Source organism: Streptomyces sp. NEAU-W12 (assembly GCF_026242095.1).
GTDB lineage: Bacteria > Actinomycetota > Actinomycetes > Streptomycetales > Streptomycetaceae > Streptomyces.
The window spans coordinates 1-13,294 of record NZ_JAPJDM010000053.1; the positions used below are offsets into that span (position 1 = coordinate 1).

Consider the following 13,294-nt stretch of genomic DNA (forward strand, 5'->3'; position numbering starts at 1 on the left):
CCCGCCACCGTCGCCACACTTCACGCTTTTGCTCGTCCGACAGCCCCGGACGCCCGATTCTCGCCACCCAGCAACACCTCCAGCAGCAGTTCTACCTGGGATGTTGCACCGACCCATTGACCTCACCACCGCGGCCTTCAAGATGTCGTTCGCCCGCTTCAGCTCGGCGATCTCCTTCTTCATCGCCTTGATCTGCGCGGACTCCTCCGTGGTCGTCCCCGGACGCTTCCCGGAGTCGACCTCATCGCGCTTCACCCAGTTCCGCAGGGTCTCGGCCGAACCGATGCCCAGCTTCTGGGCGACCGCCCGCAGCACGGCCGACTCGTTCGGATAGTCACCACGAACCTCGGCGACCATACGGACCGCTCGTTTGCGCAGCTCAACGGGATAGGAGGAGGGACGTGCCATGACTCAATCCTTTCACGGAATCGAGTCTCTACCGAACCCGGAACGGTTCACATTGCATGGACCGTGCTTTGGACCCTATCCGGATTCCGCGGTGGGCCGGGACGGGGTACGACGCTGTGGTGCGGATACGGCCGGCGCTACGTCCGGCGAGTAATGACGGGCGAAGAGAGCGGCGACCAGATCACGCCGACTGCGGACGCCCGTCTTGTTGAACACCGCCTTCAGATGGTCCTGGACCGTGTATGGCGACAAGCCGACATTACGGCTGATGTCGGCTGTAGACTGCCCCCGCAGTACCAGGGCGGTGATGTCCCTCTCACGAGGGGTCAGTCCGTATGCTGCGACGATCAGCGCGATGTGCTCGGCGGGACCGGCCTGTTCGACAACGACGGCGGTGCGGGCCGAGGTCGTCGTGGGTTCGTCCAGGCGCCAGGCGTGCAACCGCACCCGGCCATGCCTGCGACTGTGCATCCACGAGGTGTGGGAGGCCGCGGCCCCGGGAGCCTGCACCGCCGCTGCCACCGCATACACGGCGGGAGGCAGTCCGTGGCCGTGGCCGTGGCCACCGGACGGTACGCCGTTGGCATGAGCCAGGTCGTCGAACCACATGGCCACGGTGGGCGTCACATGAACCACCTGATGGTCACCGTCCAGCAGCGCCAGTCCCGGCGCCACCGCCGAGGCGCTTTCCTCGGCGAGCCGTGTCAGGTGCAGCCGACGCAGTGCGGCTCCCAGCGGCTGGACCAGCGACGCCGCCACAGCCAGGTCCGAGGAGCCGAACGGGGGTACGTCGTCTCCGCGGCCCATGACCAGGGCGCCCCATGCCCCGTGGCGGTCCCGCAGCAGCACACGTAACTCGTCGCGGAAACCCAGGGGCCGCATGATGTCCCGGTACCGGGGACTGAGGTCGAGGTTTCCGCTCATCTCCCGGCTGAGCAAGCCCACCGGCGTCGGTCTGGCCGCTAGATCCGACAGGTCGTTGGCGTCTCCCTCGCGGTACTCGATGTCGAGCATGCGCGGCATCATGGCGGACGGCAGGCCGTCCCGATAGTCACCGCCGGTGTTCATCAACGTTTGCGGATCCACGGTCACACAGGCACAGACGTCGAACCTCAGCACAGGCTGTATGACCCGCTTCACCGTTCCGAAGAAATCCTCGACGTTCCGCGCGGACTGAACCCCCCGCGCCGCAGCGTCCCCGATCCCGCCGACCCGCGTTACTCCCCCGTAGCGCCTCATGGTCCGAGGCTAGCGTGTACCGCGGTTCCCGGGCCCGGTTTGCGCAGGTGGCTGTGCCTCCGCTTACCGTGCCCGGGAATCGCGTGTGTTCCGAGGCGCGCGACCGACGCCCCAATACGGCGTCAGCGGTTGTTGTGCAGGACGAAGTTGAGCTTCGCCCAGTCCTTGCCGCCGTTCTCCCCGTTGCGGAGCGTGATCTCGCTGACCGTCGAGGTCTGTCCTGCGGGGACGTAGCGGTTGAAGTGGTACTCGGCGTCGAGGTCGGTGTTGGTGTCGTTCGTGCCCTCGTAGAACTGCAGGGTCACATGGATCATGACTCCGCCGTTGGCGTCCGTCTCTGCGGATACGTGCTTCTCCACACGGATCTCGCCCCCGCACGTGGTTTCCCACCACACCGACGGCGTGCGGACCTCGTTCACCCAGCCCTCGGAGGCGACGTTGCCGCTGCAGTACGTACCGGCGGCGAAGATGCCCTCGTCGTCGCGGATCGTGTAGGTCCCGGTCAGGGCGATGTTCCGCCATACAGAGGCCGTGACCGCGTTGCCCGCCGCAGACGGGGCCGCAACAGCAGCCGGAGCCCCCGCCACCGTCAGACCAGCGGCTGCTGCTGCCAGCATCCCGATGGCTTTTCTTCGTATGGACATCTCTTTCCCCTCATTGTCGTCACCGAATGCGCCGAAGGCAGCTCATCGCCATCGGCCGGATAAAGAGTGCCGTGGCCGGTCGGCATATCCCATCCCAGACAAGTGGGGGGTGCCTCTTATGTATTTCGTCAAGGCGCCTGGGTTCGGGTTGGGACGGTTCGACTCGCTGGGGTCATGGCGGCGAGTTCGACGTCCTTGGGGACGCGGGGTTCATAGAAGGTGCCGTCGCGGAGCATGGAGAACAGGACGCTGATGTGTTGGCGGGCGAGGCGGAGAAGGGCCTGGGTGTGGGTCTTGCCGCGGGCTCGCTGGCGGTCGTAGTAGGTGCGGGAGGCCGGGGCCGGGCGTTGTCACGTTGTTGGGTGTGCGGGTGTCTGACGGGGTGTCGAGGTGTGGTGGGGCCGGGTGCCGGCCCTGGGCTCAGGCCGCGGCGGGCCGGCTGGTGACGCCGGTGACCTGCTCCCAGATAGCGAAGCGGACGGTCATCTCGGCGCGGTGTTGGGTGCCGGTCATCAGGTGGCGGCGGGGCCGGAAGTGGGGTGAGATGCCGCTGAACGCGGCCAGGAACCGCTGCGCGGCGCCCACGCTGCGGAAGCCTTTCATCGCCCGTTCTCGTTGCCGGGTGGGCTGGTGGCTGTTCTCGGCCCGGTTGTTCAGGCCCTTGTGTGAACGGTGCTCGACGGAGGGCATGACCTCGCGGTGGGCCGCGCCGTAGGAGCGGAGCTTGTCCGTGACGATCACCCGCGGCACCCCGCCCGTCTTCGTCAGCAGCGTGCGGAAGAAGCGCCTGGCCGCAGCCGTGTCCCGGCGGCTCTGCACCAGGATGTCCAGCACCATCCCGTCCTGGTCGACAGCCCGCCACAGGTATTTCTGCTCACCGTTGATCTTGATGAAGACCTCGTCCAGATGCCACTTGTCGCCGGGCTGAGCTTGGCGTTTAACATCGCGGGTCACTCATCCTGCTGACCTGTGATTCTTTCCAGGACAGCGGAGGCGGCCGTTCTCCACGCTTCGAGATGTCGAGTCACGAAGTACAAGAGAACGGCCGCTGTGTAGGAGTCTGTCTGTCGATGCGCCCGCAGGCGAGGCGTTGGACGTGTTGTCCCGCTTTCGGGTCGAGTTCTACGAATGCCTCTACGCTCGCGCGGATGCGCTCTTCGAGCTCACCGACGCGGTGCTGTGCGCGGACGGGCCGGTGAAGACCCTGGTCGAGCTGTCGCTGGCGGTCGAGCACCGGCGCGGGCACGGCGCCCTGTACGCAGCCTTGGACCGCGGTTGGCTGGAGCCGACGCGGTTGCGCCGCACGCTGGCCGGCCTGCCGCTGCCGAAGGCGGCCGACGGCCGGATCGTGCTGGCCGTGGACGTGAGCAACTGGCTCCGTCCTGATGCTCCGACCAGCGACGACCGGTTGTTCTGCCACGTCTACGGACGTGGTGACCGCAAGACGGACCAGTTCGTGCCGGGCTGGCCGTACTCCTTCGTCGCCGCACTGGAATCCGGCCGTACCTCCTGGATCGCCCTGCTGGACGCCGTGCGTCTGGGGCCCGCCGACGACGCGACGCTCGTCACCGCCGCCCAACTGCGCGATGTCGTTCAGCGGTTGACGCGGGCCGGGCACTGGCGGCCGGGTGACCCGGAGATCCTGATCGTGATGGACACCGGCTACGACGTCACCTACCTCACTCACGCCCTGGCCGACCTGCCGGTGACGTTGCTCGGGCGCCTGCGTTCGGACCGGGTCATGCTCCGCGACCCGGGCCCGACCCACTGCGGCCCGAAGGGCGGGCGGCCCCGCCGGCACGGCGGTGTGCTCACTTTCGCCAAGCCCGACAGCTGGCACGAGCCCGACGTCACCACGGTCACGGACACCACCCGCTACGGCAAGGCCGAGACGATCGCCTGGGACAGGATGCACCCCAGGCTCACCCACCGAGGCCCCTGGCTACACCACGCCAAAGAGGAACTGCCCATCCTACATGGCACGTTGATTCGTCTCAAGGTCGAGCGTCTGCCGGGCGACCGCGACCCGAAACCGGTCTGGCTGTGGTGCTCGTCCACCGCCGCAACACCGGTGGACGTGGACCGCTGGTGGCAGTCCTTCCTCCGCAGATTCGACCTGGAGCACACCTTCCGGCTGATGAAGCAGACCCTCGGCTGGACGGCCCCCAAGGTCCGTCACGCCGACAGCGCCGATCTGTGGACCTGGCTGATCATCGTCGCCCACACTCAGCTCCGTCTCGCCCGCCCCCTCACCGAGGACCTGCGCCGTCCCTGGGAGCGACCCGCCGCACCCCGCAGTCTCACCCCCGCCCGCGTCCGCCGAGGGTTTCGCAACGTCCGCGCGACGGCGGCTCGTCCGGCGGCCGCACCGAAACCGTCCAAGCCGGGCCCGGGACGGCCTCCCGGCTCGAAGAACAAGCACCGGCCACACGCCACAACGTCGGCAAGACGGTCAAACGTGCCGAGTCGATCAAGGAACACCAAGCCCGCCGAGGATAAACGCCAAGCTGAGAGCCTGTTGTCTTTCCGAGTCTGGTGACTTCGTTTCCCCTGGTCAGGGATAGGGGTGGTGTCCGTGTGGGAGTGATGGATCGTCGTTTCGTCGCTCCCGTGGAGGTTGCGGATGCCGTCGGTTGTCGGACTGCTGGAACAGCACGAGCTTGCCGCCCGTCGTCGAGTGGATGGGCTGCGCGAGGAGGCCGACCGCATCCAGGCCAAGCTCGCGGCGGCCGAGCAGGAGTGGCTGGAGTGGACGATTGCCCGCGAGCGTGTAGGTGCGGTGCTGTCCGCGCCGGGCGGTAATTCAGCCGGCGCGGTTGCCGCCGAACGACCGGGCGGTGCCGAGACGAAAGCCGAAGTGCAGGTGCCACCGCCCGCGGCGGCGAGGGTGAAGTCGCAGGTTCCGGTGTGGCACGAGGGGCTGCCACGGACGGCACTGTCGGCGGACTATCAGCGCGTCCTGGCCGCGCTCGCGGACCGGGTCCGTCTCGGCCAGAGCCCGCTGACCTGCCAGGAGATGACCGCCGCCTTCGGCATGGACGTGGTGCCCGCGAAGGTGGAGGCGTTGCGGTCGAAGGCGAAACGTCTGGTCGCGCGGGGCTGGCTGGCCGAGCCGGCGCCGGGCCGGTTCACGCTCGCGCCGGGCGTGAACGGGCCAGGCGGCGGGTCATGACCATGGTTATCGACCAGTAGACCATCGCCTCGGCGCTGGTGGTGCGGCGTTCGAAGTCGCGCACCAGGCGACGGCTTCGCATCAGGTGGGCGAAGAGACGCTCGACGATCCACCGCTTGGGCAGCACCACGAAGCCGCGCGTGTCGTCGCTTCGCTTGACGATCGCCAGGACCAGGGCGAACGCGGCCGGGCAGTGCTCGACGAGGCTGCCGGTGTAACCGCCGTCGGCCCAGACGAGTTCCAGCCGGTGATGCGCGTCGGCCACCTGCTCCAGCAGCACCTTCGCGGCGGCGCGGTCACCGATGCCCGCGCTTGTGACCATCACGCCCAGCAGCAGCCCCAGGGTGTCGACCACGACGTGCCGCTTGCGCCCGTTGATCAGCTTCCCGCCGTCGAAGCCCCGGCTGTCCGTGCCGACAACCGCGTCCGCTTTGACTGACTGAGAATCGATCACTCCCGCACTCGGCTCGGCATCCCGCCCCGCCTCCAGGCGGACCCGGCCGCGCAGCCGGTCGTGGAACTCTCTGACCAGCACGTGGTCGCGCCAACGGCGGAAGAACGCGTAGACCCGGTCCCACGGCGGGAAGTCGCTGGGCATCGCCCGCCACTTGACGCCGTTGTCCACGAGATAGCGCACAGCGTCCAGCATCGCTCGGTGGCAGTACGCCTCCGGCTGTCCGCCGCGGCCCCGCAGCCAGCCCGGCACCGGCAGCAGCGGCCGGACCACGGCCCACTCCGCGTTCGTCATATCCGAGGGGTACCGCCGAACACGTTCCGGGTGATCGGCCGCATTCCCGAACCGGTGAGCGACACAATCACACGACGGAGCAGCCGAGTTGAACTCCACCGGCGCGAGCACGTACAACTGCGGCAACAGGGTCTCCTGGATCTCGGTCGGCTTCGCAACCTCGAGCTACCAAGAGGCCCTGCCTTCATGCCCGTGGCCGGCCGCGATCACCCGAACGAGACTCCCGTTCGACACCCACCCCTCAAGATCGGAACGACAACAGCTACTAAACTGCTTGCCCCGCCGCAGATTGAACCCGTGTTGCGACGATCGCTGGAATTCAAGCGGTCGGGCGGGGGCGTTGCCGTGCGTGCGCGAGGGTCACCACCGGCAGGCGCTGACCCCCCAGCCCAGGTCGTCGACTCCCACTCCTCACTGCGGTCCTGCGGTGTGGACACGAAAGGACGCGACGGCCAGGGCGCGGTTGCCCGCAGTGTCCTGGATGAGGATGTCGGCCCGCTCGTGGTGCTGGTTCTCGGGATCGCGCGCGAGGCGTAGATGAAGGCGCAGTGTCGCATCGAGATCGGCGTTGCCGAGATAGCAGATCCGTATGTCCTGGAGCGAACGGTCGAGGAACGCCCGGTCGGTCCGGCCAAGGCCACGCCAGAGTTCCAGCAGTGCCCCCTCCGCGATGCTGAGGAACGAGGCGAAGTACATGAGCCCGACACCGTTGATGTCGCGTGTCACATCTACGCGATGGTTGACGATCAGCTGGTCGCCCGACGGGGTGTAGTGGGCCGTGGCCGGATCGTGAAAACGATGGTCGGCCCTGGCTTGTCTGCACGGTGTCTTCGGTGAGTAGACGTCGGGCAATTCCGGGAGGCGCGTGTGGTCGAAGCCGACAGGTGGGGTGTGCACCAGTCCGACATTGGTGTGGCCGGCCCCGCGGGTGAGCCAGTGGTTGAGGTTTTCCACGTACAGGCAGTCGGGCCGTGGCCGTTCGTGAAATTCCTCGAGGTCGAACGAGGCGTCGAGCTCGGTGGCTCCCTGGGGAAGCCTTCGGATGCGGTGGAGGGTCAGCACCGAGCGGCGGCCTTGGGAGAAGACTCGGGTGATGACTTCCAGCCTGTCCCCGAAGGTGATCCGCTCAGGGGTGAGATGGCCTCCGGAGCGAATGCGGAAGTAGTGGAACGCCAGGTAAGCGGCGCGCCCCTGGGCGTCCTGGGCGTTGAAGACATCGAGTCCGCAGACGGTGCTGACGCTTTCCCAGGTCCAGTCACCGACCCTGGCGGCAAACAGTGCGGTGGGCCCGCACATCCCTGGTTGTACGGTCACGAGCCTGCGGACGTCCGCCGGGCCGGTCTGTTCGATGCGGGTGACGGGCGACGCGGATGCGAGAGTCACACTCACGGCAGGGTACCTCTTCACTGGTAACTGTCAGGCGTGGAAGTCGGTGAGCCCTGGGCGGAGTGCTGGGGCGCGCAGAAGCTCGTCCGTGAGGCCGAACCCGTCGACGAGCAGGTCCGCATAGGGCAGCACACGGGTACTGAGCGCTTCCAGCAGAGTCGGGATACGAGTGACCTGATGTGGGGTGAGCGTTCCGTGGGCCAGGTGCCATGCGGCGTCCCGCTCCGTGAGGCCCAGCCCGTAGAGCGCCGCCAGCAGGCCGAGTGCCTCACGGGTGCGTGGGGTGGTGGCTTGGGTGGCGGCCGTGTGAAGTTCCTCGAGGGCCAGTTCGCGTCCTCGGGACTCAGCAAGGGTGAGCGCCGCATTGATGTGATGGTTCCAGGCGTCGAACAGGGAGCTCCCGCCGCGGATCTCACGGCGCATGGCATACGCCGTGGTGTCGGTCAGGCGCGACTGGCGGAACCGTGTCAGTTCACGGTGGAAGGAGGGGTCGGTCAGGCTCCTTCCCTGCGGCTCGGGGGTGCCGGTGTCCGTGGCGGGGGGGGTGGGCAAGGAGTTCGTTGCCCGCCTTCGCCAGGAGAGGCAGGTTGTCGCCTTCGGCCGTGACCACGCCCTGGGCCATGGCGATGTAGTCCGCGATGCGGTTGGCGGAGAACATGCCCTGCGCCCCTGTGCGTTCGCGGCAGGTGGTGAGGACGTCGGTCATCGACCAGCTGCTGACAACTTTGGTGAGGGAGATCAGGTGGTTGGTGTCATCGCTGACTCCGGTGCGTACGAATGCGCGTTTCGTGCTGTTGACGAGAAACGTCATGGCGTAGACGTCGGCGAGCGCCCGGAAGAGTGCCGTCTGCTGGCTTCGGTAGGCGATGACGGGCACGTCGCTCTCGCCCGGTGCGAAAGTTTTGCGCTGTCGCGCGTACCTCAGGGCGATGTACAGGCTGGCACGCCCGGCCGCGACGAGGGCGGAGGCCAGACAGAGCCTGCCGGGCTGTACCCGCTCGAGGGAAGTGAGGAACCGCCGTCGCCGGCTGGGTATCGTGCTCTCGAAGGTGCCGTCCGGCATGAGCCGTCCCATGGCTCCGCCCAGCAGATTGCGGCGAGGCAGGCGTACGCCGTCGAACCAGGTGACGCCGTTGTCCAGAGCGAGACCGGGTTTGTCCGGCAGGGCTGTGGCCCGCACACCTGGGAGAAGACCTTCGGCGTCGCAGATTCTGACGATGAAGGGAAAGATGCCTCGGTCGGTGTCCTGGACGACAAGCCTGGCCATCACGACCGCGATCTTCGGAATGTCCTGGATGCCGGTGTACGGCATGAACTTCTGCGCCTGCGGGTCCGGCGTGCTCAGAACGAACTCATCGGCCAGCGGGTCGTACACGGCCCTGGTGCGCATCGCTGCCGCGTTGTTCCCGAAGCCCAGTTCGGTGACCATCAGCATGCCGACCGACCGCATGGTGGCGAGCTCTTCAATGATGTCGTCGAGGTCGTCGCGCCCTGCGCTGTGGTGCAGGAGGGTTCCCAGACAGAGGTTGTAGTGGCTCATGAGCAGGGGCAGTGTGGTCGTATCCATCAGCGACGGCCATTCGCTGAGCGCGAAGAGGCGAAGGGGGTCGTCGAGGACTTTCTGCGCGGGCCCGGTACGTGCGTGGACGAGGCGGCTCCGGTCGTATGCGAGTCTCCCCTGCTGGGTCGCGTCGAGCCCGCTGCGCGGCGCGAAGAGCGGATCCGAGACCGTGTCGCGGAGATCTGCGTGGACGTTGTCGAAGGTTCCGTCGAAGACCAGCCGGATCAGCTCGTCGCGGTCCTCGGATGTGCTGGAGGGCATGGTATGGATGTGTTCTTTCCCTGTGTCTTGACTGTGGACCGCAAGCGTCAGACTGCGAAGGCGAGACTGACGTTGTGGCCGCCGAAACCGGCCGAGTTGGTGAGTGCGTACGAGGTGGCGACAGGGCGCGGCCGGCCAGTCACGACATCGAGCGTGATGGCGGGATCCAGTCGTTCCAGGTTCGCGGTCGGCGGGAGGGTCTGGCGGGAAAGTGACAGAACAGTCAGTGCCGCCTCGATCGCGCCGGCCGCGCCAAGGGTGTGACCGGTGACCCCTTTGGTGGATGTCACAGGGACTTCCGCTCCGAAGAGGCGCCGGATCGCCTCCGCTTCCACGGCATCGTTCAGCTGGGTCGAGGTGCCGTGGGCGTTGATATGTCCGACCTGCTCCGGCTGCAACCCGGCGTCCGTACAGGCACGGCGCATCGCCTGTTCAATCCCCCGCCCCTGCGGGTGCGGGGCGGTGACGTGGCTGGCGTCTGCTGATGCTCCGTACCCGACGAGTTTTGCCCGTACGTCCGCGCCGCGCCGTCGGGCATGGTCGAGGCGCTCCAGGATCAGTACCCCCGCTCCTTCGCCGATGACGAAGCCGTCGCGGTTCGCGTCGAAGGGCCGGGATGCACTGGAAGGTCGCGCGGACTGACGGGACAATGCTCCCATCCGGGCGAAGCCGGTGACGAATGTGGGCGAGATCGCGGCTTCCGTGCCACCGGCGATCACCACGTCGCAGGCACCCGAGACCAGCAGGTCGCGTGCGACACCGATCGCGGTGGCACCCGACGCGCAAGCAGTGGCCGTCACCAGGTTGGGGCCGGTGGCGTCGAATTCGATGGCGAGTCGGCCGGAGACCATGTTGACCAGCGCCATGGGATGGAAGAGCGCGGATACTCCCTTGGGCCCCCTCTCCAGGAAGCCGGCGTGCTGGCTTTCGAAGGTGGCCACACCGCCTGCCGCCGAGCCGATCACCACGCCCACCCGGGTTCCGTCCCAGTGGGCGGGCTCCAGACCCGAGTCGGACACTGCCTCCCGGGCGGCCAGGAGAGACAGTTGGACAAACCTGTCCAGACGCCACGCCTCGGCCGCACCGAATTGGGCGTCCGCATCGTACGGAGGGACACGGCAGGAGATTCCCACCGGGGCGGAGGCCAGAGCAGGGTCCTCGGTGGCGGTGCCGACACCTGCGCAGACACCTCGCCAAGTCAGTTCAGTTCCCACACCGGCGGGCGATACCAACCCCAGCCCCGTCACGGCCACTTCACGGCTCACCGGTCGGCGGCCGCGTGTATGTCGAGGGCTTGCGCGGCTTCGGCCAGCGTTGCTCCCTTCCTGATCTCACCCTCCGCCATGACGATTCCGAGCTGACCTTCGATGATGTCGGTGAGTTCGACGAGGGCGAGCGAATCGACGTCGAGTTCCTCGAACGTGGCGGCGGGATGCAACTCCGCAGCGTCGACACCGAGTTTGTTCGTCAGCAGCTCGGCCAAGCGATCGTACATAGCAGTCATAGCAATGCCCTTTCTTGCCGCACAGTGCGGAATGAATCTCCCGCACTGTAACGCTAGTTGATCTTTTCGAGGTTAACGAATTGCTCCAAATGGGTGAACCATCAGTCACTTCATGGCGATGTGCACGCATTGCGTGATTCGAATACTCAGAGGGCGTTTACCCAAATTAAGGCCGGCATGCGGTTTATGTCGCTGCCCCATTTCGATATGGTTCAGCACCGCATATTGATCCGAAACGCTTTGGGTTCAGGCTCATTGACAGTGTGTGAGTGATTTGGTGGGGGATGCGCGGACTTGGTCACCGGACGCGCAGGAGGCTGTGCGGTTGCTGGCGGTGTCGGCGCCTCGTGGAGGGCCGGGACCGGGTGGAGGTTGCCGCTCTGTTCAGGGTGTCGGTCAGGGCCGTGGACAACTGGTGGGTGAGGTGGCAGGCTGACGGGCGGGACGCGTTGTTGTCCCGGCTGCGGGGCCGGCGCGCGGGTGAACATCAGGTTCTGTCCGAGGCCGAGCAGGCCGCCGTGCGGCAGGCCGTTCTCGACCACACCCCGTCCGGCCTGGGGCTTTCGGGCCAGCTGTGGACGCGGGGGCAGATAGGTCGGCTGATCTTCAAGCTGTACGGGGTCCGCTTCACCGAGCCCGGGGTGGGCAAGTGCCTCAAGCGCTGGGGGCTGACCTTCCAGCGGCCGGACAAGCGGGCTGTCGAACAGGATCCGGAAGCGGTCCGAACGTGGCACGAGGAGACCTGGCCGGCGATCTGGGCCCGGGCGAAGGCTGATGACGGCGAGATCCTGTTCGCCGACCAGGTCGGGATCCGCTCGGATCAGGTCATCGGCCGCACCTGGGGCATGAAGGGGAAGACTCCGGTGGTTCGCCGCACGGGGAACCGGTTCTCCGTGAACGCGATGTCCGCGATCAGCACCCGCGGCCGGATGCACTTCATGGTCTTCACCGAGGCGTTCGACGCGACGGTCATGTGCCGCTTCCTCGCCCGGATCGTCGGGCACTTCGACCACAAGGTCCACCTGATCGTCGACCGGCACTCGGTCCACTGAACCGCTCCAAGTTCGATGGAGGCTCCCGGAGCGGTTCAGTCTGTTGTGGCCGGGTAACCGGGAGACCGGCTACCAGCCCCTTGCCGGTTTCATGGTGTCAGCGTTCGTCACCGGGAGTTCAGGTATGTGTCGTAGCGTTGGCGGTCGCCAGGCAGATGCTGACCAGGAGGGTGCGGGTCGTCATGGCTTCCACGTTGTTCGATGTGCTGGGGGACGAGTGGTTCTGCGTGACAGCGGTCCGGGGCCTGGGGGAGGCGGACGTATTGGCCCGGTTGGGTGCCGCCGGCTCGGATCCGCTGCCCCGGTATCCCATCGACGGTGTGGCTGAGCACTTCGGTCTGGAGAGCTGGGCGGTGCGGGTCTACTGCCCGGAGGGGACGGGGTGGGCGTATGTGTTCGATGCGCTCCCGGAGATGGGTGTCCCGTTCAGGGAGCCGGTGCTCAAGGAGCTGTCCAGGGGCACGGAAGCGGTGTCCGTGTGGCAACCCATAACCGCTTCCGTTCGCGTGGCGCACGCCCGTGACGGGAAGATTCTTACCCTGTTCGACTGGGGGAGGGTCGACCCGGCGTCCGGGACGGAGCCGGACCGGCTCAACCGGGTTCTGGACCGGGCCGGCTTCTTCCTGGACGAGCCGGATGACGACTTCTCCGGCCCGGCTGCCGCTCTGGAGGCAGTGGAGAGCGAGTTCGGCCTGGCGGTGGACCCGCAGGAGGTGGCGGGGCCGCTACCGACGGTCGTCGTTCCTGTACGGGGCGACTGACCAGTCGGCAGCGGCCGTCGGTCAGAAGGTCACCCTCAGCCAGAAGCCGTCGTTGTCAGCTAGACGCGCACTCATGACGAGGAGTGCATAGGCGCGGCCCAGGTCGGAGTTGAGGCTGCCGGGAATGTGGCCGCGCACGCACTTCTCCTCCCCGGTGAACGGGCCGGCAGGAGTGATTACTGGCCAGTCGGTGGCGTTGTCACCTGTGGTGTCGGCGCGGACAGCGGTCACCTGGGCGCAGTCCCTTCCGTGGTCCACGCCGTTGAGGGCACCGCTCTCGTAGGTGGCGGCGAAGGGGAACTCGTCACAGGAGTCGTCCGTGATCGCCGAGTCCTTGGTGAACTTGCTACTGCCACAGAGCGCCTGGCGGTTGGCATCGCGTTGCTTGACATTCTGAAGCCGGTGCAACGGCGCGCCGGTGCCCTTGAGCCTGTACCGCTCGGAAAGTCATCGCTGCAGGGGTGTACCCATGTCCTGGAGCGTCGGTAGCAGCTGGGATGCTGTCATGGTGATCGTCTCGTTGCTGTACAGGGTGACCCGGAAGCTGCTGGCCGTCCC

Annotated in this window: 12 protein-coding genes and 4 pseudogenes; 4 read left to right on the forward strand and 12 right to left on the reverse strand. The window is 67.0% G+C overall.

Going from position 1 to position 13,294, the window contains the following annotated elements; translation table 11 throughout:
* From ORI94_RS34190 to ORI94_RS34210, 5 genes and pseudogenes are all read right to left on the reverse strand, one after another.
* Positions 1 to 408 (reverse strand): transposase (locus ORI94_RS34190; RefSeq protein WP_266082853.1); only part of this gene is annotated, 408 nt, incomplete at its 3' end.
* Positions 409 to 483: 75 nt separating this feature from the next.
* Positions 484 to 1,476 carry a helix-turn-helix transcriptional regulator gene (locus ORI94_RS34195; protein ID WP_266082855.1) on the reverse strand — a complete coding sequence of 331 codons (993 nt, stop codon included), beginning with the start codon at positions 1,474 to 1,476 and terminating at the stop codon, positions 484 to 486.
* A gap of 293 nt (positions 1,477 to 1,769) precedes the next feature.
* Positions 1,770 to 2,291, reverse strand: coding sequence for a hypothetical protein (locus tag ORI94_RS34200; protein WP_266082857.1), 522 nt, complete (start codon positions 2,289 to 2,291; stop codon positions 1,770 to 1,772).
* 128 nt (positions 2,292 to 2,419) lie between these two features.
* Positions 2,420 to 2,629, reverse strand: a pseudogene (locus ORI94_RS34205) (hypothetical protein); the annotation flags it as partial.
* An 82-nt stretch (positions 2,630 to 2,711) separates the two neighbouring features.
* A pseudogene (locus ORI94_RS34210) lies at positions 2,712 to 3,209 on the reverse strand (IS6 family transposase); the annotation flags it as partial.
* Between the two features lie 172 nt (positions 3,210 to 3,381).
* Here ORI94_RS34210 and ORI94_RS34215 point away from each other — a divergent pair.
* Together ORI94_RS34215 and ORI94_RS34220 are read left to right on the forward strand one after the other, a co-directional pair.
* Positions 3,382 to 4,790, forward strand: a pseudogene (locus tag ORI94_RS34215) (NF041680 family putative transposase).
* Between the two features lie 124 nt (positions 4,791 to 4,914).
* On the forward strand, positions 4,915 to 5,463 hold the full coding sequence (locus ORI94_RS34220; RefSeq protein WP_266082859.1) for a hypothetical protein: 549 nt from the start codon (positions 4,915 to 4,917) through the stop codon (positions 5,461 to 5,463).
* Here the strand turns inward: ORI94_RS34220 and ORI94_RS34225 are convergent.
* The 6 genes from ORI94_RS34225 to ORI94_RS34250 all read right to left on the reverse strand — a co-directional run bounded on the left by ORI94_RS34225 (position 5,420) and on the right by ORI94_RS34250 (position 10,902).
* The gene (locus ORI94_RS34225; protein ID WP_266082861.1) at positions 5,420 to 6,211 is read right to left on the reverse strand and encodes an IS5 family transposase; all 792 of its coding nucleotides are present in this window, start codon (positions 6,209 to 6,211) and stop codon (positions 5,420 to 5,422) included. The genes ORI94_RS34220 and ORI94_RS34225 overlap by 44 nt on opposite strands.
* Before the next feature lie 411 nt (positions 6,212 to 6,622).
* Positions 6,623 to 7,600 (reverse strand): LnmK family bifunctional acyltransferase/decarboxylase, encoded by a 978-nt coding sequence (locus tag ORI94_RS34230; RefSeq protein ID WP_052412010.1) that lies wholly within the window; start codon positions 7,598 to 7,600, stop codon positions 6,623 to 6,625.
* A gap of 27 nt (positions 7,601 to 7,627) precedes the next feature.
* Positions 7,628 to 8,149, reverse strand: a complete 522-nt coding sequence (locus ORI94_RS34235) for an acyl-CoA dehydrogenase (RefSeq protein ID WP_266082866.1) — start codon at positions 8,147 to 8,149, stop codon at positions 7,628 to 7,630.
* Positions 8,070 to 9,419: an acyl-CoA dehydrogenase family protein gene (locus ORI94_RS34240; protein ID WP_266082868.1), complete on the reverse strand. Its 1,350-nt coding sequence runs from the start codon at positions 9,417 to 9,419 to the stop codon at positions 8,070 to 8,072. The genes ORI94_RS34235 and ORI94_RS34240 overlap by 80 nt, the downstream gene beginning before the upstream one ends.
* 47 nt (positions 9,420 to 9,466) lie before the next feature.
* The gene (locus tag ORI94_RS34245; RefSeq protein WP_266082880.1) at positions 9,467 to 10,672 is read right to left on the reverse strand and encodes a beta-ketoacyl-[acyl-carrier-protein] synthase family protein; all 1,206 of its coding nucleotides are present in this window, start codon (positions 10,670 to 10,672) and stop codon (positions 9,467 to 9,469) included.
* A gap of 8 nt (positions 10,673 to 10,680) precedes the next feature.
* The gene (locus ORI94_RS34250; RefSeq protein ID WP_266082870.1) at positions 10,681 to 10,902 is read right to left on the reverse strand and encodes an acyl carrier protein; all 222 of its coding nucleotides are present in this window, start codon (positions 10,900 to 10,902) and stop codon (positions 10,681 to 10,683) included.
* Positions 10,903 to 11,200: 298 nt separating this feature from the next.
* Between ORI94_RS34250 and ORI94_RS34255 the strand changes: the two are divergent.
* Positions 11,201 to 11,972: pseudogene (locus ORI94_RS34255) on the forward strand (IS630 family transposase); the annotation flags it as partial.
* A 185-nt stretch (positions 11,973 to 12,157) separates the two neighbouring features.
* Positions 12,158 to 12,736 carry a DUF6461 domain-containing protein gene (locus ORI94_RS34260; protein ID WP_266082876.1) on the forward strand — a complete coding sequence of 193 codons (579 nt, stop codon included), beginning with the start codon at positions 12,158 to 12,160 and terminating at the stop codon, positions 12,734 to 12,736.
* Positions 12,737 to 12,757: 21 nt separating this feature from the next.
* On the opposite strand, the gene ORI94_RS34265 is transcribed toward ORI94_RS34260, so the two are convergent.
* The gene (locus tag ORI94_RS34265) at positions 12,758 to 13,144 is read right to left on the reverse strand and encodes a hypothetical protein (protein WP_266082878.1); all 387 of its coding nucleotides are present in this window, start codon (positions 13,142 to 13,144) and stop codon (positions 12,758 to 12,760) included.
* Positions 13,145 to 13,294: the final 150 nt, after the last annotated feature.